The sequence below is a fragment of the Actinomadura coerulea genome (assembly GCF_014208105.1).
Lineage (GTDB): Bacteria > Actinomycetota > Actinomycetes > Streptosporangiales > Streptosporangiaceae > Spirillospora > Spirillospora coerulea.
Genome location: NZ_JACHMQ010000001.1, coordinates 173,946 through 196,998 on the forward strand (window position 1 = coordinate 173,946; position 23,053 = coordinate 196,998).

Annotated in this window: 21 protein-coding genes; 7 read left to right on the plus strand and 14 right to left on the minus strand. The window is 72.6% G+C overall.

The genetic code is table 11. The features are described from left to right. Positions 1-47: 47 nt before the first annotated feature. The 5 genes from BKA00_RS00850 to BKA00_RS00870 form a co-directional block, all read right to left on the minus strand. Complete coding sequence (locus tag BKA00_RS00850) at positions 48-737, minus strand: hypothetical protein (protein ID WP_185023104.1); 690 nt, start codon at positions 735-737, stop codon at positions 48-50. Then, complete coding sequence (locus BKA00_RS00855; protein ID WP_185023105.1) at positions 734-1,450, minus strand: ATP-binding cassette domain-containing protein; 717 nt, start codon at positions 1,448-1,450, stop codon at positions 734-736. The genes BKA00_RS00850 and BKA00_RS00855 overlap by 4 nt, the downstream gene beginning before the upstream one ends. 273 nt (positions 1,451-1,723) lie before the next feature. Further along, complete coding sequence (locus BKA00_RS00860; protein WP_185023106.1) at positions 1,724-2,161, minus strand: HIT family protein; 438 nt, start codon at positions 2,159-2,161, stop codon at positions 1,724-1,726. Positions 2,162-2,782: 621 nt separating this feature from the next. After that, positions 2,783-3,040 carry a type II toxin -antitoxin system TacA 1-like antitoxin gene (locus tag BKA00_RS00865; protein WP_185023107.1) on the minus strand — a complete coding sequence of 86 codons (258 nt, stop codon included), beginning with the start codon at positions 3,038-3,040 and terminating at the stop codon, positions 2,783-2,785. Between the two features lie 96 nt (positions 3,041-3,136). After that, on the minus strand, positions 3,137-3,598 hold the full coding sequence (locus BKA00_RS00870; protein ID WP_185023108.1) for an Lrp/AsnC family transcriptional regulator: 462 nt from the start codon (positions 3,596-3,598) through the stop codon (positions 3,137-3,139). 164 nt (positions 3,599-3,762) lie between these two features. Here BKA00_RS00870 and BKA00_RS00875 point away from each other — a divergent pair, with 164 nt between their 5' ends. Genes BKA00_RS00875 through BKA00_RS00895 form a run of 6 tightly spaced genes read left to right on the plus strand, consistent with a single transcriptional unit; the run spans position 3,763 to position 10,797 of the window. Then, positions 3,763-5,196: a gamma-aminobutyraldehyde dehydrogenase gene (locus tag BKA00_RS00875; RefSeq protein ID WP_185023109.1), complete on the plus strand. Its 1,434-nt coding sequence runs from the start codon at positions 3,763-3,765 to the stop codon at positions 5,194-5,196. A 37-nt stretch (positions 5,197-5,233) separates the two neighbouring features. After that, the gene (locus tag BKA00_RS38535; protein WP_230299193.1) at positions 5,234-6,385 is read left to right on the plus strand and encodes an ABC transporter ATP-binding protein; all 1,152 of its coding nucleotides are present in this window, start codon (positions 5,234-5,236) and stop codon (positions 6,383-6,385) included. Continuing rightward, positions 6,382-7,635: a polyamine ABC transporter substrate-binding protein gene (locus BKA00_RS38540; protein ID WP_230299194.1), complete on the plus strand. Its 1,254-nt coding sequence runs from the start codon at positions 6,382-6,384 to the stop codon at positions 7,633-7,635. The genes BKA00_RS38535 and BKA00_RS38540 overlap by 4 nt, the downstream gene beginning before the upstream one ends. Continuing rightward, entirely contained in the window at positions 7,635-8,498 is an 864-nt protein-coding gene (locus BKA00_RS00885) for an ABC transporter permease (RefSeq protein WP_185023110.1), read from the plus strand. Before BKA00_RS38540 ends, BKA00_RS00885 begins: the two co-directional genes overlap by 1 nt. Next, entirely contained in the window at positions 8,495-9,337 is an 843-nt protein-coding gene (locus BKA00_RS00890) for an ABC transporter permease (RefSeq protein WP_185023111.1), read from the plus strand. Before BKA00_RS00885 ends, BKA00_RS00890 begins: the two co-directional genes overlap by 4 nt. After that, positions 9,334-10,797, plus strand: a complete 1,464-nt coding sequence (locus tag BKA00_RS00895) for an NAD(P)/FAD-dependent oxidoreductase (protein WP_221492969.1) — start codon at positions 9,334-9,336, stop codon at positions 10,795-10,797. The genes BKA00_RS00890 and BKA00_RS00895 overlap by 4 nt, the downstream gene beginning before the upstream one ends. Positions 10,798-10,804: 7 nt before the next feature. On the opposite strand, the gene BKA00_RS00900 is transcribed toward BKA00_RS00895, so the two are convergent. After that, positions 10,805-11,323, minus strand: a complete 519-nt coding sequence (locus tag BKA00_RS00900; RefSeq protein ID WP_338072084.1) for a PH domain-containing protein — start codon at positions 11,321-11,323, stop codon at positions 10,805-10,807. Positions 11,324-11,449: 126 nt separating this feature from the next. Here BKA00_RS00900 and BKA00_RS00905 point away from each other — a divergent pair, with 126 nt between their 5' ends. Further along, a complete protein-coding gene (locus tag BKA00_RS00905; protein WP_230299195.1) occupies positions 11,450-12,079 on the plus strand; it encodes a hypothetical protein in 630 nt (209 codons plus the stop codon). Here BKA00_RS00905 and BKA00_RS00910 read toward each other — a convergent pair. From BKA00_RS00910 to BKA00_RS00945, 8 genes are all read right to left on the minus strand, one after another. Then, a complete protein-coding gene (locus BKA00_RS00910; protein ID WP_185023113.1) occupies positions 12,040-13,236 on the minus strand; it encodes a coiled-coil domain-containing protein in 1,197 nt (398 codons plus the stop codon). The genes BKA00_RS00905 and BKA00_RS00910 overlap by 40 nt on opposite strands. 174 nt (positions 13,237-13,410) lie before the next feature. Continuing rightward, a complete protein-coding gene (locus BKA00_RS00915) occupies positions 13,411-14,259 on the minus strand; it encodes a glutamate ABC transporter substrate-binding protein (RefSeq protein WP_338072085.1) in 849 nt (282 codons plus the stop codon). After that, positions 14,247-15,758, minus strand: a complete 1,512-nt coding sequence (locus BKA00_RS00920) for a hypothetical protein (RefSeq protein WP_185023114.1) — start codon at positions 15,756-15,758, stop codon at positions 14,247-14,249. Before BKA00_RS00920 ends, BKA00_RS00915 begins: the two co-directional genes overlap by 13 nt. After that, entirely contained in the window at positions 15,755-16,627 is an 873-nt protein-coding gene (locus tag BKA00_RS00925) for an FHA domain-containing protein (protein ID WP_185023115.1), read from the minus strand. The genes BKA00_RS00920 and BKA00_RS00925 overlap by 4 nt, the downstream gene beginning before the upstream one ends. 2 nt (positions 16,628-16,629) lie before the next feature. Next, positions 16,630-17,970 (minus strand): vWA domain-containing protein, encoded by a 1,341-nt coding sequence (locus tag BKA00_RS00930; protein ID WP_185023116.1) that lies wholly within the window; start codon positions 17,968-17,970, stop codon positions 16,630-16,632. After that, a complete protein-coding gene (locus tag BKA00_RS00935; RefSeq protein ID WP_185023117.1) occupies positions 17,967-19,256 on the minus strand; it encodes a PP2C family protein-serine/threonine phosphatase in 1,290 nt (429 codons plus the stop codon). Before BKA00_RS00935 ends, BKA00_RS00930 begins: the two co-directional genes overlap by 4 nt. After that, positions 19,253-21,670 (minus strand): serine/threonine-protein kinase, encoded by a 2,418-nt coding sequence (locus BKA00_RS00940; RefSeq protein WP_185023118.1) that lies wholly within the window; start codon positions 21,668-21,670, stop codon positions 19,253-19,255. The genes BKA00_RS00935 and BKA00_RS00940 overlap by 4 nt, the downstream gene beginning before the upstream one ends. Then, positions 21,667-22,917 (minus strand): hypothetical protein, encoded by a 1,251-nt coding sequence (locus tag BKA00_RS00945; RefSeq protein ID WP_230299196.1) that lies wholly within the window; start codon positions 22,915-22,917, stop codon positions 21,667-21,669. Before BKA00_RS00945 ends, BKA00_RS00940 begins: the two co-directional genes overlap by 4 nt. Positions 22,918-23,053 lie beyond the last annotated feature (136 nt).

The window sequence follows — 23,053 nt, forward strand, 5'->3', positions numbered from 1 at the left end:
AGAAGGTGGGAGCGGTCTAGGGGCTGGTGATCTGAAGGTGCTGGCGTTCAGTGGGTTTGGTGGGTGGTGAAGAAGTAGGCCGTGCCTACTGCCGCGGACCAGATCAGGAGGTGGAGGGCGGTGGTGGGGAAGTGCGAGACGAAGACGTTCGGGCCGTCGTGAGCTGCGCGCATCCAATCGATCATTGGGACGGAAAGCCAGGAGAGCCGTCCCATGCCCAGGAGCAGGAGGGCGGTCGCGCCGCCGAGGAGCGCCAGCAGCGAGATTCCGGGATCGGGGATGATGATGCGGCTCGTCCATGCTCCGAGCAGCGTGCCGGGGACGGCGACGAGGAGGTTCAACGCGCAGCCTGCCAAGACCGCCCGACCTGGTGAGCCCGCCTGGAGAGCCTGGATGAGAGGGATGGCCAGTGCCACGACGCCCAGGGAGACGTTCACCCCATACGCCGCGAGCAGGCCCGCCCACGTGGGCGCGGACGGGCGACAGGCCGCGATGGCGGTCAGAGCGCGCTGTTCGTCGGGTTGTGTGTCGAGGAGGGCGCGGGCCGCCCACGCCCACACGGGGAACATGATCGCCGCCACGTCCGCGAAGGTCCGTACCGCGAGTTCGCCGGCGTCCGGGCCGCTCGGTCCCTGCGCGAGGACCAACGCCACGAGGAGGGCCACGACGATCAGCGGCTGCAGAACACGGAGCGAGCGGAGATAACCCGCCACGTGGAATAGGACGAGTGCGATCACTCCTGACGCCTCCGCACCCGGTAGCCGTCGGCCCTCAGCTTCGTCTCCACGGTGTCGGCCTCGTCACCGGGCACCTCGACCTCCAGGACGGTCCAAGGGCTGGAGTCCCCGGGGCCGAGAGGGGTCACCGAGCCGTTGGCGACGTTCAGGCGGTCGACGCCGGGCATCGCCTCGATGCAGCGCTGGTGGTCGCTGACGACGACCGTGGAGCCGCGCGATGCCAACTCAGAGATCAGCTCGGGGAGCGAATCGCGGGTGGCGGCGTCCAGGCCCGCGAAGGGCTCGTCCAAGACGAGCAACTCCGGGTCCGCCATGAGTGCCTGCGCGAGCCCGATCTTCTGAGCGCTGCCCTTCGACAGCTCGGACAGCCGCACATCGAGGAGGTGGTCAAAGGCAAGCCGCTCTGCCCAGACCTCGCCGGTGCTGGCGGGGACGCGGCGCATGGCCGCCATGTGGCCCAGGTAGGCCCGGACGCTGAACGGCTGGTCGACCGGGAACCGCTCCGGCGCATATCCCACTCGTGCGGGACGGCCTTCGACCACGCCCGCTCGCGGCCTGCGCAGGCCGGCCATCACGCGGAGCAGCGTGGACTTCCCCGCGCCGTTATGCCCGGTCACCTCAGTCACGCTTCCTGGGGGAAGCGACACCGTGACGTCCTGGAGAACCCAGGGGTCTCGGCGCCGATAACGGAAGGCGACACGCTCCAGCCGCATGGCACCGGAACTGTAGAGACCTCCGCGTAAGGATGGCGTTAGCCCCCACTTACACCACCTGCGCCCGACCCTCGCGGCCTGCGGCTCTTCGAGTTCCAGGTCACCGCTGGCAGAGTCCAGGGGTGGGGTCTCAGCCTGTTCTTGGGGCTGGTGCACCGGCCTTGTCGTGGTCCGCCTCTACCTGCACGTCTTGGGAGCTTTGGCCGCCCGGTACGCCGTCGCGGGCCCGCCGCGCTGGCGGCGGAGGTTGGTGAGAGCCGTCAAGGTTTTGGGTCAAGTGGGGGTGGTTAGTGCCTTGGCGAGGCGGGCCGCGTAGTCGGCGGCCTCGGAGTCGGAGGCGTATTTCTGACGTGGCCAGAAGAAGCCGCGGAGGCCGTCCTTGGGGTTGCGCGGCACCACATGTACGTGCAGGTGGGGGACGCTCTGGCTGATCCGGTTGTTCATGGCGACGAAGGAGCCGGCTGCTTCGAGGACGGACTCCATCGCCTCGGCAAGGCGTTGGGCTTGAGCGAAGAACGGCCCTAGTAGGTCTTCGGGCAGATCCGTGAGCGTTTCGTAGTGCGTCCGGGGGACCAGCAGCGTGTGCCCCTTGAAAAGCGGCCGGGTGTCGAGGAACGCCATCGCGTCCGGCGCGTCCAGCACGACGTGCGCGGGCCGCTCTCCCTTGATGATTTCGCAGAACAGACACGCCTTGCTCACAGCCTCACCCATCCCCCTATTCTCCAGCCCCCACCCGCAAGCAACCGCAAACGGCCGGACACGACCTACGGTCCCCGAAGGCTTCGCTGATCACCTTCTCATCCGGGGCGGACGGCTCAGGTCCGGGCGGCCGGTGCCTCAAGCAACGACCCGCCCTCAAGAGCGTCTACCCCGCGGTCATGAGCCTGGGCTTCAAAGGCGTCGGCTGCAAACGCTGGGCCATCCGCCGGAAGGCCGCTCCCAACGCCTCGAGATGGCCTAAGAAGCCGCCGGACCGCCGCCCGCAAGCAGACTCTGCAAGATCGAGTTCGCCGTAACGCCCTGGACGCCGTCAGGGTCGTGGAGTTGCGCCCGGTCGTGACGGTCACCGTCGGCGCTGGCGGAGGGCGAAGCGGGCGACGTCGGCGATCCAGTCGGGAGTGAGGGTGTGGTCGGTCGTAACCCGGGGCGGGGAGATCGTGAGTGCTCTCTGCGAGCGTGGTCGGCGCTTCCGAGGTGTTTCCCGAGGCGCTTCCGGGGCGCTCTGGAGCGCTTCCCTTGGCGGCGGCGGCGCCGGTGGTCGGCCTGGGTGGGGGATGGTGGGTTTGCTGGGCCGCCGCCGAGGGGTGGGCGTGGTGTGTTGCCTTTGGTCGGTTAGGACAGGGCCAGCAGTAGGGCCGTGTAGGGAGGGATCGGGTCGGGGGCGGGCTCTGCCGCCTCTTGCGCGGCGGCGTGTTCGTAGAGGTCGCGCTCGGCGCGGTCCAGGGCGGCTGACAGGACGAAGTCCGTGACCGACCAGCCGATCAGCTCGGCCGCCGCGCGGATCACGAGAAACTGCTCCGCGGTGGTACGGAAGGTGATGTGATCGTCGGCGGGATCGGCCGGAAGGTCCTGGCGAACCGACTCGGGCATGGCCGGTCTCCTTCCTTGCGGCCTTTCAAAGTACGCCGCGAGGTGTTGCCAGGACATCCCCTCTGAGAACGAGAATCGGCGGGTCGTCCGGCGGAGTCAGCGGGTCCCCCAGGAGTAGGTCTGTTTGCGAAGTTTGAGGTACACGAAGCTCTCGGTGGAGACGACGCCCGGAATGGCGCGGATACGGCCGAGAAGTTCCAGCAGACGTTCGTCGTCCTCGCAGACGAGCTCCAGAAGGATGTCGAACGAGCCCGCGGTGATGACGACGTAGTCGATCTCGTCGAGGGCCGCGAGCTCGTCGGCGGTCTTCTCCAGGTCGCCCTCGCACCTGACACCGATCATCATTTGGCGGTGGAAGCCGAGCATCAGCGGGTCGGTGACACCGACGATCTGCATGACGCCGGTGTCGAGGAGCTTCTGCACGCGCTGGCGCACGGCGGCCTCGGAGAGGCCCACGGCCTTGCCGATGGCGGCGTAGGAGCGGCGGCCGTCCTGCTGGAGCTGCTCGATGATCTGCTTGGCGGTCTCGTCGAGCTGGACGCGGGCTGCCCGTTCCATCCGGTTCTCCTAGCTGCGGCATCGAGGGTGTGAGGCCCCTGGACCAAGTGAATCAGTCGTGAAATTCGATCGTAACAACGGAATCACTTGTGTTGGACGGACTCCTCTGTAAGGGTCGGGCCAACAGGACACAACGGGCGACAGTGCCCAGGAGGGACCTGAGGATGAGCGGCGAGAGGCTGCGCAACTTTATCGGCGGAGAGTACGTCGACGCCAAGGACGGGCGGACGCTGGAGGTGGTCGACCCCAGCACCGGCGAGACGTACGCGGAGGCGCCCGTGTCCGGCGCCGAGGACGTCGACGCCGCGTTCCGCGCGGCGTCCGACGCGTTCCCCGCCTGGCGCGACGCCACGCCGGGAGAGCGGAGCCTGGCGATGCTGCGCTTCGCGGACGCGGTCGAGAAGCGGGCGGAGGACCTCGTCAGGGCGGAGAGCCGGGACACCGGCAAGCCGGTCCAGATGACCCTGGACGAGGAGGTGCCGCCGATGGTGGACAACCTCCGGTTCTTCGCTGGGGCGTCCCGGGTGCTGGAGGGCAAGGCGTCCGCCGAGTACATGGCCGACCACACCTCCTCGATCCGGCGGGAGCCGATCGGGGTGTGCGCCCAGGTGACGCCCTGGAACTACCCGATGATGATGGCGATCTGGAAGATCGGGCCGGCGCTGGCGACGGGCAACACCGTGGTGCTCAAGCCGTCCGAGACGACCCCGGCGAGCACGTTGATGCTGGCGGAGATCGCGGCCGAGTTCCTGCCCCCGGGCGTGTTCAACGTGGTCTGCGGCGACCGCGGCACCGGACGCTCGCTGGTGGAGCACCCGACGCCGCAGATGGTGTCGATCACCGGGAGCGTGCGGGCCGGCATGGAGGTCGCCGCGTCGGCGGCCAAGGACCTCAAGCGGGTGCACCTGGAGCTCGGCGGCAAGGCGCCGGTCGTGGTGTTCGACGACGCCGACGTCGAGGCGGCGGCGACGGGCATCGCCGAGGCCGGGTACTTCAACGCGGGCCAGGACTGCACGGCGGCCACCCGCGTGCTGGTCGCCGACCGGCTGCACGGGGAGTTCACCGAGGCGCTCACCGAGGCCGCCAAGGGCACGGTCGTCGGGCCTCCCGGCGACGCCGACGCCTTCTACGGGCCGGTGAACAACGCGAACCAGCTGGAGCGCGTCCAGGGCTTCATCGAGCGGGCGCCGAGCCACGCGAAGGTCCTCACCGGCGGCGAGCGCGTGGGGGACCGCGGCTACTTCTTCGCACCGACCGTCGTGGGCGGCCTCAGGCAGGACGACGAGATGGTGCAGAACGAGGTCTTCGGCCCGGTCATCACCGTCCAGAGCTTCTCGGACGAGGCTCAGGCCGTCGAGTGGGCCAACGGCGTCAAGTACGGCCTGGCCGCCAGCGTGTGGACGCAGAACCACGGCCGCGCCATGCGCATGAGCAAGGCGCTGGACTTCGGTGCCGTGTGGGTCAACACCCACATCCCGCTGGTGTCGGAGATGCCGCACGGCGGCTTCAAGCACTCCGGCTACGGCAAGGACATGTCGATGTACGGAATCGAGGACTACACCCGCGTCAAGCACGTCATGCACTACATCGGCGGCTGAGCGCCGCCGACCGGAGCCCGTGAAGGAAGTCCCGCCCATGACCGAGACCCAACCCGCCGCGGCTCGCGACGATCCGGCCGTCGCGGTCCCCGCGATCGAACTCGCGGGGGTCGAGAAGGATTACCACGCCTACGGCGAGACCGTGGCGGCGGTGCGCGGCGTCGACCTGTCGATCGCGGAGGGGGAGTTCTTCTCCCTGCTCGGCCCGTCCGGATGCGGCAAGACGACGACCATGCGCATGATCGCCGGCTTCGAGGAGCCGACGGCGGGGCGGGTCCGGCTGCGCGGGCAGGACGTCACGGACGTGCCCCCCAACAGGCGCGACGTGAACATGGTGTTCCAGTCGTACGCGCTCTTCCCCCACATGAGCGTCTTCGAGAACGTCGCGTTCGGCCTGCGCCGGCGCGGCGTTCCGAAGGCGCACATCACGCGGCGGGTGGGGGAGATGCTGGAGATCGTCGACCTGGCGGGGCGGGAGAGGCGCCGTCCCGCCGAGCTGTCCGGCGGCCAGCAGCAGCGGGTCGCGCTGGCCCGGGCGCTGGTCAACGAGCCGCGGGCGCTGCTGCTCGACGAGCCGCTCGGCGCCCTCGACCTGAAGCTGCGCCAGGCGATGCAGGTCGAGCTGAAGCGGATCCAGCGGGGGGTCGGCGTCACGTTCGTGTACGTGACGCACGACCAGGGCGAGGCGCTGACGATGTCGGACCGCATCGCCGTCATGAACGACGGGGTGATCGAGCAGCTCGGCACGCCGCGGGAGATCTACGAGCATCCCGCGACGCGGTTCGTGGCCGGGTTCATCGGGACGTCCAACCTGCTGGACGGGGAGGTCACCGGGACGGCGCCGGGCGGCGCGGTGCTCTCCCACGGCCCCGACGGCCGGATCGAGGTCCCGATGCGCGGCGGCCGGGAGGCCGTCGCGGGGGAGCGCGTGGAGCTGACCGTCCGCCCGGAGAAGATCGGGATCGGGCGGGACAGGCCGGGGGACGGGCGGTGCGCCGTCCGGGGCACCGTGACCGAGGTCGTGTACCTCGGGACGTCGACGAACTACAACATCACCACCTCCGCGGGCGCCGACGTCGTCGTGTTCCTGCAGAACGCGACGTCCGCCGACGACATCGCCGTGCGCGGCGACGGCGTCTGGTTGTCGTGGGATCCGCGCCACTCGTACGCGATAGGAGCCCCGCAGTGAGCCAGTTCGACCCCGCGTTCCTCCGCGGACTCACAAGGCCGCGCCTGGCGCGTTCCGGCGCGGGCGGGCCCGCCCGCCGCGACGTCCTGAGGCTGATGGGCGCGGCGGGCGCCGGCCTCGCCCTGTCGGCGTGCGGGGTGAAGGGGCAGGGCGGCAAGGAGAAGGTCAGCCGGAGCGACGTCGAGAAGTACTGGGCGGGCAAGGCCAAGAGCGGCAGGCTCAACTGGGCGAACTGGCCGGGCTACATGCAGGACGACCGGGAGACCATCAAGGCGTTCGAGAAGGAGACGGGCGTCAAGGTGACCTACAAGGAGGTCATCCAGGAGATGGGCCCGTGGTTCGGGAAGATCCAGGCGCCGCTGGCCGCCGGGCAGTCCATCGGCTTCGACCTGATGGTGATGACGAACGGGATCCAGTTGGAGCAGTGCCGCCAGCTCGGCTACCTGGCGCCGCTCGACCTGTCGAAGCTGCCGAACTTCCAGGCGAACGCGGGCCCGTCGTTCAAGAACCCGTCCTACGACCCGGGCAACGCGTTCACGATCCCGTACGAGTCCGGCGTCACCGGGATCGCGTACAACACCAAGTACGTGAAGGACGAGATCACCAGCATCGCCCAGCTGTTCGACCCGAAGTACAAGGGCAAGGTCGGCATGATGGGCGACTCGCAGGAGCTCGGGAACTTCGGGATGTTCCTGCTCGGCATCGACCCGGAGAAGTCGACGAAGGCGGACTGGGAGAAGGCCGCCGCCAAGCTGCGCGAGCAGCGCGACAAGGGCATCGTCCGCAAGTACTACAGCCAGGACTACGTCGACGCCGTCAGCAAGGGCGACGTGTGGATGACCATGGCGTGGTCGGGGGACGTGTACAGCCTGACGAGCCCCGACGTGAAGTTCGTGGTGCCCAGAGAGGGCGGCACGATCTGGACCGACAACCTGTGCATCCCGAAGACCGCCGAGAACCCGGTGGACGCGCTGACCCTCATGAACTGGCTCTACGTCCCGGAGAACAACGCGCCGCTGACCGAGTTCATCAACTACATGCCGCCGATCCCGGCCACCCAGAAGCTCATCGCGCAGAAGGCCGAGCAGGCGGGCGGCGATGACAAGAGGGACCTGACCCGGCTCAGCACCAGCCCGCTGATCTTCCCGTCGCAGGCCGACCTGGCCCGGCTGCGGCACTACCGGCGCCTCACGCAGGCGGAGGAGACCGAGTACCAGAAGATCTTCGAACCGATCTCCAAGGGATCGTGATGGGCGGGGTGCGGGGACGGCTCGCGCCGTACCTGATGATCCTTCCGGGCGGGCTGTGGCTGGCGGCGTTCTTCCTCGTCCCGCTGGTGCTGATGGTGTCCCTGTCGCTGCAGACCGGGAACCTCATCGACGGCTTCCAGCAGACGCTGCACTGGCAGAACTACACCGACGGGCTCAGCACCTACGGCGACAAGTTCGTCCGGTCGCTCTGGTACGGGCTGCTCGCGACGGTCGCGTGCATCGCGCTCGCCTACCCGGCCGCGTACTGGATCGCGTTCCGCGGCGGGCGCGCCAAGTCGACGTACCTGTTCCTCCTGCTGCTTCCGTACTTCGTCTCGTTCATCCTGCGGACGGTGTCGTGGAAGCTCGTCCTCACCGACAACGGCCCGATCCTCGGTCCGCTGCGCGACCACGGCGTCCTCCCGGAGGACTTCCACGTCCTGGACACGGGCGTGGCGGTCGTGTCCGGGCTCGCCTACAACTTCCTGCCGTTCATGGTCCTGCCGATCTACGTGGCCCTCGAACGCATCGACCCGCGCGTGGTGGAGGCGGCCTACGACCTGTACGCGAGCCGCGCGCAGGCGTTCCTGCGGGTCATCCTGCCGCTGTCGCTGCCCGGCGTGTTCGCCGGCGTGATCATGACGTTCGTGCCGGTGTCGTCGGACTACGTCAACGCCGAGGTGCTCGGCGGCCCGCAGAACACCATGATCGGCAACGTCATCCAGACCGAGTACTTCAACAACAGCGCCTACCCGACGGCGTCCGCGCTGTCGTTCGCGCTGATGGCGATCCTGCTCGTCGGCATCTTCGCCTACGCGCGCACGCTCGGCACGCAGGACGTCCTGGAGGCGGCGGGACGATGACGACGCACACCAAGCCCCCCGTGACGCCCGCCAAGACCCCGCCGCGGCGCCGCGCGCCCCGCCGGCGCCGGATCTCCGGCCTGCACCTGTACACCCTGGTGCTGATCGCGTGGCTGCTCCTGCCGATCGCGATCATGATCCTGTTCGGGTTCAACGACACCCGCAGCAAGCAGAACTTCGAGTGGCAGGGCTTCACGCTCAGGTGGTACGCGCACCTGTTCGACAAGAGCGACCTCACCGCGGCAGTCGTCAACTCGCTGACCATCGCGCTGCTCAGCACGCTGATCACGACGGTCATCGGGACGTTCGCGGGCCTCGCCCTCGGCCGGTACCGGTTCCGCGGCAAGGGCTCGACGAACCTCGTGCTGTTCATGGCGATCTCCTGCCCGGAGATCGTGATGGGCGCCTCGCTGCTGTCGATGTTCGTCACGTTCAACCTGCCGCGCGGCTACCTGACGATCCTCCTCGCGCACGTGATGTTCTCGATCGCGTTCGTGGCCGTGACGGTCCGGGCCCGCGTCGTCGGGCTCGACCCGGCGGTGGAGGAGGCGGCGCAGGACCTCGGCGCCGGCCCGTGGACGCGGTTCCGCCTGGTCACCCTGCCGATGATCATGCCGGGGGTGCTGGCGGGGGCGCTGCTGGCGTTCGTGCTGTCCATCGACGACTTCGTCATCACCAACTTCACCAGCGGCGCCACCGTCACGTTCCCGCTGTGGATCTACGGCTCCACCAGGACGGGGACGCCGCCGCAGGTCAACGTGATGGGGACGCTCATCTTCGCGGTCGGCGTGCTGATCGCGGTGGTGTCGGCCCGGCGAAGCGCCCGCGCGCGAAGATGAACGCGGACCCGAACGTGAACGTGGCCGAGTCGCTCGCGGGCGCCGCCCCGGAGCCGTTCTGGCTCCGGGACCCGGCCCGCCCCGGCGCGGGCCCCGCGCTTTCCGGCGCCCTGACGTGCGACCTCGCCGTCGTCGGCGGCGGCTACAGCGGCCTGTGGACGGCCCTGCTCGCCAAGGAGCGCGACCCGTCCCTGGACGTGGTGGTGCTGGAGGCGGGCCGGATCGGCGCCGCCGCGTCCGGACGCAACGGCGGGTTCTGCGCCGCCAGCCTCACCCACGGCCTGGAGAACGGCCTCGGGCGCTGGCCGGACGACGCCCACACGCTCGAACGCCTCGGCTGGGACAACCTGCGCGCGATCGCGGAGACCCTGACCCGCCACGGCATCGACGCCGAGTGGGAGCCGACCGGCGAGATGAGCGTCGCCACCGAGGAATGGCAGGTGCCCGCGCTCCAGGAGGCGGCGGACAAGGCCTACGAGCACGGCTGGGAACCGATCCTGCTGGGCCCGGAGGCGGTCCGCGCCGAGGTCGACTCGCCCACCTACCTGGCGGGCCTGTGGGACCGCGACGCCGTCGCCATGGTGCATCCGGCCAAGCTCGCCTGGGGCCTGGCGGACGCGTGCCGCGCCCTCGGCGTCCGCGTCTTCGAGAACACCCGCGTCACGGCGCTGCGCACCGACGCCCGGCGGCTCCGGCTGACGGCCGCCGCGCCCTCGCGGCGAGGCGACCGGGCGTCCCGCCAGCTCGGGACGGTCACCGCCCGGAACGTCGCCCTGGGGACCGGCGCCTTCCCTCCGATCCTCCGGCGCCTGCGCAACTACGTCGTCCCGGTGTACGACTACGCCCTCGTCACGGAGCCGCTCACCCCCGCGCAGCGCGCGTCCATCGGCTGGCGGCACCGGCAAGGGCTCGGCGACAGCGCCAACCAGTTCCACTACTACCGGCTCACCGCCGACGACCGGATCCTGTGGGGCGGCTACGACGCCATTTACCACTTCGGCAACGGAATGCGTCCCGCGCTGGAACGGCGCCCCTCCACGTACGCGACCCTGGCCCGGCACTTCTTCGCGACGTTCCCGCAACTGGAGGGCATGCGCTTCACCAACGCCTGGGGCGGCGTCATCGACACGTGCAGCCGCTTCTGCGCCTTCTACGGGACGGCGTACGACGGCAGGCTCGCGTACGCGGCGGGCTACACCGGCCTGGGTGTCGGCGCCACCCGCTTCGGAGCCGACGTCATGCTCGACCTTCTGCGGATCGGACTCGCGCCCGGTGAGGAGACCGAGCGGACCCGGCTGGCGATGGTGCGCTCCAAGCCCGTCCCGTTCCCGCCCGAGCCGCTGCGCTACGGCGTCATCGAGCTGACCCGGCGCGAGATCGCCCGCGCCGACCGCAACGCGGGGCGCCGCGGGCTCTGGCTCCGCACCCTCGACCGCATGGGCCTCGGCTTCGACTCCTGAAGGGGGATCAGTCCGGCGACTCTTCGACCGTGCCGAAGATGACGGACGAGACCTCCAGGTACAGCTGCTCCGGGTACGGCATGAAACCGACGTTGCGCAGCGCCTGCTTCTGGCCCGCGGACTCCATCACGAACTCGCCGTAGCCGAAGACCCGCCCGAGCACCGAGCGGTTCAGCGCGATGTCGGTGACCTTGGCGAGCGGCATCATCGCGACGTTGCGGTTGAGGACGCCGTTGACGACCATCACCCGGTGCTCGGTGACGAGGAAGAAGTCCACCGACCAGGAGATCACCTTCCAGGCCAGGTAGCAGACGGTGATCAGCCACAGCCACCAGATCCAGATCTGCCCGCTGACCGCGCTGGCCGCGCCGCACGCGATGAGCCCGGCCACGACGACCGCGACCGGCAGCAGCAGGACGGCGGGATGCCGCCGCACCGCGATGACACGGCCCTCGTAGGACATCAGATACTTGTCGACCGTCCGCGACGAGGTGTCGCGGTGCACCATCATGTCCTGCAGATTCACGGCGTGTCCTCGTCATGATCCGGGTGGGACAACCGTAGCCGACGCGGCACCGGCGGTGCAGGGGCCGCACGGTAAGGGCCACGGCTCCGCACGGGGCCTTGTCGGACGCGGATACGTTCGCCGATCATGGTCTTCATGGACGGCGACGCCGAGAATCCGCGGGAGCCCGGCAGGCCGCGCGGCGAGTTCGCGTCCGACGTGACCGGACGCCCGATCTGGCGGCTGCTGCTGAGGGGCCTCGGCGTGTACCTGCCCGGCTGGGAGATGCCCGCGGGCGCGCTGCGCGTCCGGGAGGGCGCGCCGCCGGCGGGTTTCGGTCCGCCCGCCTACCTGAACGGCGACGCCGGCTTCGGCGTCCAGGTCCCGAGCCGCCGCCGGGGCCTGGAGCCTGACCGGGAGATCTACGTGCGGGGCCGGGAGGACCCGAGCTTCGGAATCGTCGTCGCGGGCCCGTCGGCGGCGATCGGGAGCCGCGTCGTCGACGCCGCGGTGCTGATGCGGTTCGCGCGGAGGCTGACGTTCGAGGAGCTCGTCGACACCGGCGACGCCGACTCCGTCCCGTACGCGGTGCGCGGTGCGCGGGCGGTGGAGAACGCGGTGTTCCTCGACCGCGCCGCCGGGATCGGCCTGTGCGCCGAGGCCGACCCGCGGACCGGCGCCCTGCGCTGCCCCCTGTACGTGCGCATCGGCGGCCCCGCGGAACGCTCCGTGCGGGCCTACGGGGCGACGGCCCAGCCGGTGAGGTCCCACAGCTGATGGGACGGCAGCCGCCGCAGCCGGACGCTCGCGGCGGCCGGGTCCCAGAACACCTCGTCGCTCTCCAGTTCCAGCGACTGCGCGGCCGTCAGCACCGCGCACAGCAGCTCGTCGCGCGTCCGGACGGCCATGAGCGGGCCGATCTGCACGACGGCGCCCGAGCACTCCGCCAGGGTCCGCAGGAGCGACTTGAGGGCCGCCTCGTCCTCGGGGCCGCGCGCCGGTTCCACTCCCGCGGGGACGCCCGGCTCCACCCGCGCGAGGCCCCGCCTGGCCTCGCCGCCGGACACGCCGTTGCCGGGCCGGGCGCCGGCGCCCGCGGAGATGAGCAGGGCGCTGAAGACGCCCGCCAGGTCCTCGCTGGCGTGCCCGCCCAGGAAGTAGCGGCGGCGCTCCGGTGAGCCGGGGGAGCCGTTGGCGCCCTCGGCCGTGCGGAACCGGACGGCCAGCCGGCTGGCGCGCACGCACCGCTCGTACATGTCGCCGAGGATGTCCTCGAGCTCCTCGTCGCGCGTCCACAGGCGCCCGGTCGCGGTGACGGCGTCGCCGTGGGCGCGGGGGCGTCCGGTGAGCGCCGCCGTGACGGTGTCGTCGAGCTCGCCCTCGGTGAACCGCAGCAGCTCGGCGACGACGTCCTCGACGTCCTCCAGGGTGCGGGTGAGGGCGCGCTGCAGTTCCAGGATCTCCTCGCCGCCGCGCTCCAGGTCCGCGAGCCGGCCGAGCGCCGCGTCGACCTTGCCCTCGACGGCCTCGCCGCCCGCGCCGGTGGCCGCCCGCACCGACGTCTCGACCTCGCCGAGCTTGCGGCGCAGCGCGGCCAGGGTGATGCGCTGCTGCTCCAGCTCGTGCAGCCTGCCCGCCTGGGTCCGCAGGTAGTCGTCCGCCTGGTGGACGAGGCCCGCGAGCTCCTCCACCTGCCCGGTGTTCTGCCGGAGCCGGGAGTCCAGCGCGGGCAGCACGTCCTGCTTGACGCGCGACAGCTCCGCGGTGAGCTGCTCGCCGACGGTCACCAGCACGTTGTTCTGCTTGGTGACCTGGTCGTTCAGTTCGTCGATCCGGCGGGTGAAGGCATGGGCCTGGTCCCGGCTCTGCTTGCCCGCGTACAGTTCGAGCGCCCCCACCACGACGCACATCACCACCAGGATGACCGTCGTCATTGCACTCCTCGGGCGTGACGGTGATTACCGGAACGGCTTTTGATCGCGACCATAACTTACGATCACGCGCGCCGACCGGAACTTACGTAACCGACTGATCTCCATGACCGGCCGGTCTCACCTGTCCTTCCCGTGCCATTCCGTAACGCCTTCCGTGCGCTTGGTGACGGATTCTCAGACGCAGCCCTCGAATTGGGGGACGGTGGTGGTGGCCTTCAGCCCGGCGGGGCGGAACCACTTGTCCAGCAGCCGCGGCGCGGTGCCGTCCTGGTACATCCGCGTGATCGCCTTGTTGACCGCCTCGCAGCCGTCGACGTCGCCCTTCCTGATGCCGACGCCGTAGGGCTCGTCGGTGAACGGGGCGTTGACGAGCGTGAGGCCGCCCCGGGACGCCTTCGCCGCGAGGCCCGCGAGGATCAGGTCGTCGGTCGAGACCGCGTCCAGCCGCCCCCCGGTGAGGCCGGTGAGGCAGTCGGCGTAGCCGCTCGTCTCGACCGGCAGCGCGGCGACGCCCTGCTCGTCGTGGACGCGCGGGAACGACACCGACCCGGGCACGCGGCAGAGCCGCCGCCCTTTCAGGTCGTCGATGTTCCGGATGGAGCGGGCCTCGGACCTGCGGACGAGAATGTCCTGGTGGGCCACATAGTAGGGACCCGCGAACGACACCTTCACCTTGCGTTCCGGCGTGATGGAATAGCTGGCCACCACGAGGTCGACGTCGCCGTCCTGGAGCATTTTCTCGCGGGTCGCCGACGTCACCCGCCGGAACGTCACGCCGGCGGCGGGCACGCGCATCCGCCGGGCGATCTCTTTCGCGACGTCGATGTCGAATCCGGTGAACGAGCCGTCGTCCCGGCGTTCGCCGAGTCCCGGCTGGTCGCCGTTCACGCCGATGACGAGCGCGTCCTTTCCGGCGACGGAGTCCTCACGGGCGTCGGCGATCCCGCACGCCGTTCCCGCGCCGAGGACGGCCGCCGCGGCGAGCACCGCCGCCGCGAGGCGCCGCGCCCTCACTTCGACCACCGGTACTCGGCGAGGCGGGGGCGCACCCCGGCCAGGACGAGCGCGGCGATGACGGCGCCCGCGGCGGGCAGCACCGCGTACCAGCCGCTCGTGCCGCCGTCCCCGTCCTTCACGGCTTCGTCGAAGGCCTTCCGGTGGATGGCGACCAGCTCCTGCAGGGAGCGGTCGTACCGGGTGAAGTCGGCGGCGGCCGCGCCGCGGGCGGCGACCGCCTCGCCGCGCTGTCCCCGGTCGACGAGGTCGCGCATCCGGCGGTCGTTGGCCTGGACCTTCCGGTAGTCGGCGAGAACCCTGTTCATCGCGTCCGTGAGCTGCGCCTTCTGCCGGGCCGACTGGACCGGCCGGTCGGCCTCGGTGCCGAGGAAACCGAGGAACTTCGCGCGGCCGGGCTCGAAGGACAGGTCCTTCTGGACGGCCGCGTTGTACTGGGTCAGGTTCCCGGCCTTCAGGTAAAGGACGGTCTGGGACTTGCTCAGGTAGACCTGCTCGTAGGCGTCGGCCCGCCCGGGGTCGAGCAGGAACCGGGTCTCGTCGGCGTTCGCGCTGTTGCTGATGGCCCGCGTCCGCGAGAGCCCGAGGATCGAGTCGAAGCCCTCTTCCTTGGCCTGGCGCAGATGGTTCGCCTGGCCGGTGAGCATGAGGGACCCGGCCGCGACCAGGACGAGGGTGCCGAGCGTCGCCAGCGCGAGCGGGACGTTCAGCAGCCGCCGGAACCGCCGGGCCAGGAAGAGCTGGAACCCGGCCAGGACGGCCAGGAGCGCCAGGCCCGTGGCGAGGACGCCCGTGCGGCCCAGGAGGACCGCCGAGCGCTTGTCCTCGTAGGTGTGCCGGACGAGGGTGCCGTTGTCGAGCGTCAGGTTGTAGGCCTTCGGCAGCAGGTCCAGCTTCATCAGGTCGGTCGCCTGCCGGTAGAGGTCGACGACCTTCTGCGACGGCGGGCCGGACGCGTGCGGGGACTGCCGGTCCAGCAGCAGGGCCTGCCCGGCGAGGCGCTCGTAGCGGGCCAGCGCGTCCAGCAGGTCCCGGGCCGTGTTGTTCTCGGTCGTCTCGTCGGCGAGCTTCGCGGCCTTCAGCAGCGCGTCTCCGGCCTTGCGCCGGTCCTGGTCGTAGCGGGCGAGCGCCTGCTCGCGCCCGCCGCCCGCCGCGTCGCCGATCAGCAGCGCGTCGGCGAGCTGCGCGTCCATGTCGGAGAGCTGGAAGTACAGGTCGCCGGTGGCGACGACCTGCGGGCCCGCGTCGTGCCCGATGACCCGCACCCCCTCGCGGGCGTTCGCGATCGCCGCCCAGCCGACGCCGAGCAGCGCCACCAGCAGCACGAGCGACAGCGCGGTCAGCGTCCGGACACGGGCCGCGACGGTGCGGGGGAGCAGCCGCGCGAGACCGGACGGCCTCCCGCCGCCCGCCCCGGGCCGCGTGTCGCCGCCGCTCCGGGCGGGCGGCGACGGCTGCGCGGCGGGCGCCGGCCGCCCCGCCGGCGGGGACTGCTGGACGGCCGTCATGTCGCCTCGCCTCGTGTGAGCGTGATGGTGGTCCAGGCGCCCACGTGGATCCGGTCGCCCTCGGAGACCGGGACCTCCACGTTGTAGGGAATGGGGTCGGTGGAGCCGTTGACGCAGGTGCGGTTGGTCGAGCCGGGGTCGACCAGCGTCCAGGTGCCGTCGGGCTTCGCCAGCAGGACCGCGTGGACGTGGGAGACGCCGGGGTCCTCGGGCGGCTCGCGCAGGTCGATCTCGGGCGGGGACGGCTGCGAGGAGCTGCGCCGCCCGATGCGGACCTGCTCCCCGGCGAGGGGGATCCGCCGTTCGGGCGCGTACGGGGGGAACGCCAGCGACGCCGAGTCGGGGCCTTCTTCGGCGATGACCGTGTTGTAGTACTCGCGGTCGGCGCGCACGACCGCCGTCCACACCGCCGCGGGCACCGGCGGCGCGGGAACGGGCGGCGCCGGGACCGGGGGAGCCGGGACCGGGGGAGCGGGAACGGGCGGCGCCGGCACCGGCGGGGCCGGAACGGGGGGCGCGGGGACGGGGGGTGCGGGCGGACGCCGCGGATCGGACGGCCCGCGCCGTGCCGTGCCCGGCCCGGACGGGACGGGCACCGGGGGCTCGGGTTCCGGCGCGGCCACGGGCGACGGCGACGGCGTCGGCGTCGGCGTCGGCCTGCCGCCGCCGATGGCGAAGTCGTAGCCGCACGCCTCGCAGAAGCGGTCGGTGCCGGGCGTCCCGCAGTCGGGGCACGAAGCCCCGCCCGGGGACGGCCGCGGGCCGGACGGCGGGGGTGCCGCGCCGGTGGTGGCGCCCTCGATGCGCTCGCCGCAGACGTCGCAGTAGTCCTGCGCCTGCGAGGTGTGTCCGCTAGGGCAACTCGCCATGCTCAGCCCTCGCCCCTCCTGGTGGTCACCGTCTCGTCCTTGCGGGTCCGGACCGTCTTGCTGGAGCGCGTGTCGAGCTCCATCTCGTCGGCCTTGGCGACGTCGCGCTTCAGCCGGACCGTACCGGCCGCCTCGTCCACGACGTCCACCACCTTGCGGAGCATCGCGGTGATCTCCTCGTTGCCCGCCTCGCCCGCGAGCACCACGGCCCGGCCGAGCCGTGCCGTCGCGGTGTCGAGGTCGCCGTCCTTGCGGGCCTGCAGGCCCTCCTGGATCGCCGCGGCCAGCTCCGCCTGCCCGGTGTAGCCGGCCACCCGCGGGTTGATGCGGGTGGACTCCGCCTCGTCGTCGGTCCACTGGGCGAGGACGTTCGCGGTCGCGACGACGCGCGCCTCCTCGCCCGGCGGGCCCGGCACCACGAGCTTCACCCACGCGGCGCGCAGCTCCTTGCCGATCTCGCCCGGCGGCACCTCCACGCAGATGTGGTAGTCGCGGCTCTCGGCGCCCCACGCGCCGAGCGGGTAGTCGCCGGCCTGCGGCGCCGACTCCGCGCGCTTGCCGGTGAGGTCCTCCACCGACGGGGAGACCTGCTTGACGAACCGCAGCCGGGCCGTCTGCGGGGTCCACACGCGCAGGGCGACGTCGGCGACGGACTTGCCCATCGCCGCCTCCGTCATGGCGCGGAAGTCCTCGACCAGCCCGGCCGGGTCGGCCACCATGCCGACGCTGCCGAGCAGGGCGGAGGCGACCTTGCGCAGCTCGGCGACCTCCCAGTCGGTGCCGACGCCGCGGCAGTCGCAGACGAAGCGCCCGCCGCAGCGGGCCAGGGCCGCGTCGAGCTCCTCCGCCGTCTCGTGCTGGTTCTTGCCGTCGGTCAGCAGGATCGCGTGCCGGATGCCGTCGCGGCCGCCGAAGAGGTCGTCGGCCAGCCGCAGCCAGGACCCGATCGCGGTGCCGCCGGCCGCCGTCAGCCGGCTCAGCGCGTGCTTGGCCTCCGCGCGGGTCTCCGGGGTGGCGGGGACCGTCCCCTGGTGGCGGGGGAAGACCATCTTGGCGGTGTTGGAGCCGGAGACGACGGCGAACTCCACGCCGTCGCGCAGCGTGTCGACCGCGACCTGCGCGGCCGCGATCGCCGCGCGCAGCTTGGTGTCGGGGTAGGACATCGAGCCGGAGGTGTCGATGATGACGACCTCGGACGCCCGGGTCGAGTACGCGACGGGGGCGCCCTCGCCCTCGCCCTCGCCCGCGCTCGCCTCGACGGACACGATGGCGTGCACCTCGCGGCCGCCCTCGGGCAGGAACTTGTTCTGGTCGATGGAGATGGTGAACTGCGGCTCACTCATCGGGGCTCCTCCGTGCTCTGGGGGATGCTCTCGTGGACGCGGCCGCCGGAACCGCCGGGGAAGGGGACCGGGATCACGGCGACCGTGATGTTGTCGCGGCCGCCGGCCTCCAGCGCGCGGCTCACCAGCGTCCGCGCGGCGCCGAGCGGGTCGGCCGCCGGCCCCGGCGACCCGCCGCCGGGGCCGGCCAGCAGGGCCGCCAGGTCGGCGGCGGCCGGGAAGTAGTTCCACAGCCCGTCGCTGCACACCAGCAGCGTGCCGGGGCCGCCGGGCCGGAACGTCGCCACGTGCGGGCTGACCTGCCCGGCGTCGGCGCCCAGCCACGCGGTGATGACGTGCGCGTTCGGGTGCGCCTCCGCCTCCGCCTCGGTCAGCGAGCCCTCGGCGACCATGAACGCGGCCCACGAGTCGTCCTCGGTGAGCCGGCGGGACGCGGCGAGCTCGGCCATGTCGCCGGTGCTGACCTCGGCCGCGTCCAGCTCGTCGGGCGCGGGCCCCGCCCCGGCGTCCTCGCCGGAGCCGTCGGCGGCCAGCCAGTAGGCGCGGCTGTCCCCGATCCAGCCGACGGTGACCGCCGGGCCGCGCGTCACCGCGGACACGTAGGTGCACGACGGCGCGTCGGACGGCGAGGTGGCGAGCGCGGCGACGGCGGCGGCCGCGCGCAGCGCCGCGTGCCGGGTGGCGTCCTCGGCGTCCTCCCCGGCGTCGAGCCGCGCCACCAGCTCGGCGAGGCCGGTGTCGGCCGCGGCGCGGGAGGCCTCGTCGGGACGCTGCGAGGAGCCGACGCCGTCGGACACGACGGCCGCGACGCCGGACAGGTGCGCGGCGAGGGCCAGCGCGTCCTCGTTGCGGCTGTAGCGGCGGCCGCGGTCGCTCGCGCCCGCCGCGACGACCGGGCGGGTGCCGTTGCCGCCGGACCCGGCCGGCAGCTCGATCTCGACGTGGTCGCGTTCGGCGGGCTGGCGCAGGCCGCACGTCTCGCAGTAGCCGTCGGCGTCGATCGCCGTCCCGCCGCATCCGGGGCACGGGCCCGCCCCGCCCGCCCGGCGGGCGGAGGGCGCGGACTCCTGCCTGACCGTGGCGCCGTCGCGCCCGGCGGCCGCGGCGGGCGGGCCGTCGGCGAGCCGGTGCCCGCACTCCTCGCAGAAGATCTCCTCGGCGAACACCACGGCGCCGCAGGCGGGGCAGGACAGCTCGGCCGCCTTCCCCTGGTCCGTCCCGGCGGTGCCGGTTCCGGGTTCGTCGGTCCCGGTGGTGTCGCCGGCTCGGGTGTGGTCGTCGGTCACAGCAGCGTCCTCGGGCGTACGGCGTTGGCGGAGTCGACGAGCCGGCGGCACTCGTCCCTGTCACGGGTGCGGCGTGCCAGCTCCCGGTATGTCCCTTCCAGCAGCCGGCGCACCGGGGCCTCGGCGAGCGCGGCGCCGAACAGGGAGCCGCCCTGCGCCCCGGCCGCCGTGCCGGAACCCGCCAGGATCCAGCCGAGCGCGGCCTCCAGCACCTCGGCGGCGAGCCTGTCGCGGCGCTCGGCGTCCAGGTCGAGGGCGGCGAGCCGGTGGCCCGCCGCGACCAGCTCGCCCGCCGTCAGCTCGGCGGGTGGACGGCCGCGCACCGCCGTCACGACGGCGGCGACCTGCGCGGGCACGTACCGGATGGAGATCTTCGGTACCGAGTCGAGCGCGGCGACGGCGGCGCGCCGGTCGCCCGCCGCCAGATGCACGCGGGCGAGGCCGAAGGCGGCGTTGATGTAGCTCTGGTCGGTGCGCCACACCGTCTCGTACAGGCGGACCGCGTCGTGCGGCGCCGACCGCTCGCGGCAGTAGGCGAGGGCCAGCTTGGGGGCCGCCTCGCCGGGCAGCAGCCCGTACAGCCGGTCGAACAGCGGCGCGGCCTCGTCCACCCGGCCCCGCGCGAGCAGCCCGACCGCGCGGTACCAGCCGACCCGCCAGTCGGAGGGTCGCTCCGCGGCCAGCGTGTCGAGCAGCTCGTCGGCCTCGCCGGCCGCGCCCAGCTCGATCTTGGCGCGGGCGAGAGCCAGCCTGACCTCGGGCGTGCGGTCGGGCGCGTTCGCCGCCGCCTCGGCGGCTTGCGCGGGCTCCAGCGCGCCGAGCCCGGACACGAACGCGGCCGCGGGGTCGGCGCCGTCCACCAGCGGGACCGGCAGCGCCGCCGCGGCGACCGGCGGCGGGACGGGCGGCAGCGCCGCCTCCTCCCGCGCCTCGCCCGCCATCCGCGCCGTGAACCGCTCCGGGCCGAACAGCCCGGACGGCGCGGGGCGCGGGACGCCGTCCTCGGCCGCCAGCACCTCGCGCAGCACGCCGGTGAGCTGCTCGGCCATCTCCGCCGCGTCCTGGAAGCGCGCGGTCGGCTCCCTGTGCGTCGCGCGGCGCAGCAGCCGGTCGTAGGACTCGAACCGCCGCAGGACGGGGATCTCCTCGCGCGGCGGCAGGGAGTCGGCGTACCGGCGGGTGTAGCCCTTGAACGGGAAGCTCAGCACGGCGAGCGCCCGGCCGACCGTGTAGAGGTCGGAGGACACCGAGGGACCTGCGTCGGCGATCTCCGGGGCCTGGTAGCCGACCGTGCCGTAGATCGCGCCGTCCGGGTCGTCGAGCCGCCGCACCCCGCCGAGGTCGATCAGCCTGAGCTGCTCCTCGGACTGGATCACGTTGTCCGGCTTGAAGTCGCAGTAGACGAGGCCCTGGGCGTGCAGGTACTCGAACGCCCGCAGCACCTCCAGCCCGTAGGCGATGGCCTGCGCGAGCGGCAGGTGCTTGCCGCCGGTCGGGAGCGGCTGCCGCAGCAGGATGTCCTTGAGGGACTCCCCGCCCACGTACTCCATGACGATGTAGCCGTCGCCGCCGTGTTGGACGAAGTTGTAGATCTTGACGATGTTGGGGTGCTCGACCTCCGCGAGGAACGCGCGCTCGGCCGCCGCCGCGGCCATCGCGTCGGCGTCGCCGCTGTCGAGCAGGCCCTTCAGGACGACCCAGCGGTCGCTGACGTTCTTGTCCTGGGCCAGGTAGATCCAGCCGAGCCCGCCGTGGGCGAGGCAGCCCAGCACGCTGTACTGGCCGCCGACGAGGTCGCCCGGGCCGAGCTTGGGGGTGAAGGAGAACCGGGCGCCGCACTTGGGGCAGAAGCCCTCCGTGCGGCCCGGCCGGTCGCCGCGCCCGCGGCCGACGGGCTCGCCGCAGCCGCTGCAGTACCGCTTGGCCTCCGCGACCTGCGGGTCGCTCATCACCGCGCTGGACGGGTCCCGGTAGGGAACGCGCGGCACCTCGACGAGCCCGGCGCCGAGCATGCCGCGGCGGCCGGAGGAGCGTGCCGACCCGGTGCGGGTGCTTCCCGTCCGGGTGCTGCCGGTCGCCGTGCTGCCCGATGTGCCCGCGGTCCCCGACGTGCCCGCGGTCCCCGACGTGCCCGCGGCCCCCGAGGTGCCCGCGCCGCCGGACGCGCCCGCGGCGGCCTGGACACGGGCGGTGTAGGCGGGCGGTGAGCCGCACACGTCGCAGTAGCCGTCCATGATCGTGCCGGCGCAGCCGGCCTGGTGGCACTGGTCGGGCCGCTCGGCGGGCGGGCGCGGGGCCGGAACGCTCGGCGCGGCGGCCGGCGCGGGCGCGGCGACCGCCGGTGGATTGCCGCAGACGTCGCAGTAGCCGTCCGCGATCGTCCCGCCGCAGCCCGGCTGCGCGCACTGGCTCATCGATCCGCTCCCTTCGTCCGCGAGGTGACGGCCCGCTGGTACGCGGTCAGGGCCACGGTGGCCTTCCGCAGATCGCAGGGGGAGGTCCACAGCAGCTCGCGTGCCTGCTGGTAGGACCGGGCCAGTTCTGCGTCCTCGGCATGGCCGAGCCGCGAGGCCTTCACCCGGTAGGCCCGCAGGCGGCCGCGCAGTTCCTCGCGCCGGTCCAGCAGGCCCCGGATCAGGCCGGTGGTCTCGTGTGCCCGCTCCAGCGCCGCGCCGGCGGCGCGTTCCAGGTCGGCGACGCGCTGCGCGGTCTCGCGCCAGCCGCCGCCCCGCGCGGCCGCGCCCGGCCGGGGCCGGGTGACGGCGGCCAGGCGGTCGGCGAGGGCGGCGGAGGAGCCGGGCAGGTCCGGCAGCGCGGGCGCGGCGATCTTGACGAGGACCTCGTCCCGGACGGCGCGCGCCTCCGCCTCGGCCTCGCGCAGCAGGTCCAGGACGGCGGCGACGCCGCGGATCCGGGCGGCGAACCCCTCGCGCAGCCGCTCCGCCTCCTCCAGGCCGCGGCGCACCTCGGCGAGGCCGGAGCGGATCGCGTCCAGCCGCACGGTGTCGGCGTGGCCGTCGCGCGCCAGCGCGAGCGGGTCGGCGCGCACGGTCGCGGCGACGGTCTCCAGCTCGTCGCGGAGCCGCTCGAAGGCCGGGTCCGCGCCGCCGGCGGACTCCAGCAGCTCCTCGGCCGCCCGCCGCTCGGCCTCGACCTCGGCCAGCCGCGACAGCAGCGTCGACCAGACCGCGTCGAGCGCGGCGACGGCCCGCGCGACCTCTTCGTAGAGCGGCGTCATCCGGTCGACCGCCGCCCGCGGCGTCAGCCTCTCGCCGGACGGGACGGCCAGCAGCGTCCGCCGCTCCAGCGGCACCTCCGCCGCGGGCAGCTCCACCGACGGCCCCTCCAGGAGGCGGGTGAGCTCGGCGAGCTGCGCCTGGCCGGGCCTGCCGTGGCGGGCCCGCAGCTCCTCGGCGGACGACAGGACGCGCCCGTGCAGGTCGAACAGCAGCCACAGGGACGCCGTCCGCGACCGCACGTCGGACTGCACGCGCAGCGTCGCGCCCCGCAGCGCCGCGCCCTCCAGCAGCTGGTACCCCTGGTGGGCCTCCAGCTCCAGCAGGGCCGCGCCGATCCGCTCCCTCTCGTCCCGGAGGCGCGCGAGCGCCCGGTCCGCCTCGTCTCGGCTCATCGGGGGCCGGTCCAGGCGCGGCTCACTCAACGCTGATCCACGTCTTGGCCCATGTTCGCCCCTGATTCCCCCGAATAGGCACGTTTCCTGGGCCAGTTTTCACCATCCGAGGCCGCCTTCTCAAGCGCGGAGCCGATCACCGCGCCGGACGGGCCCCGGCCGCACC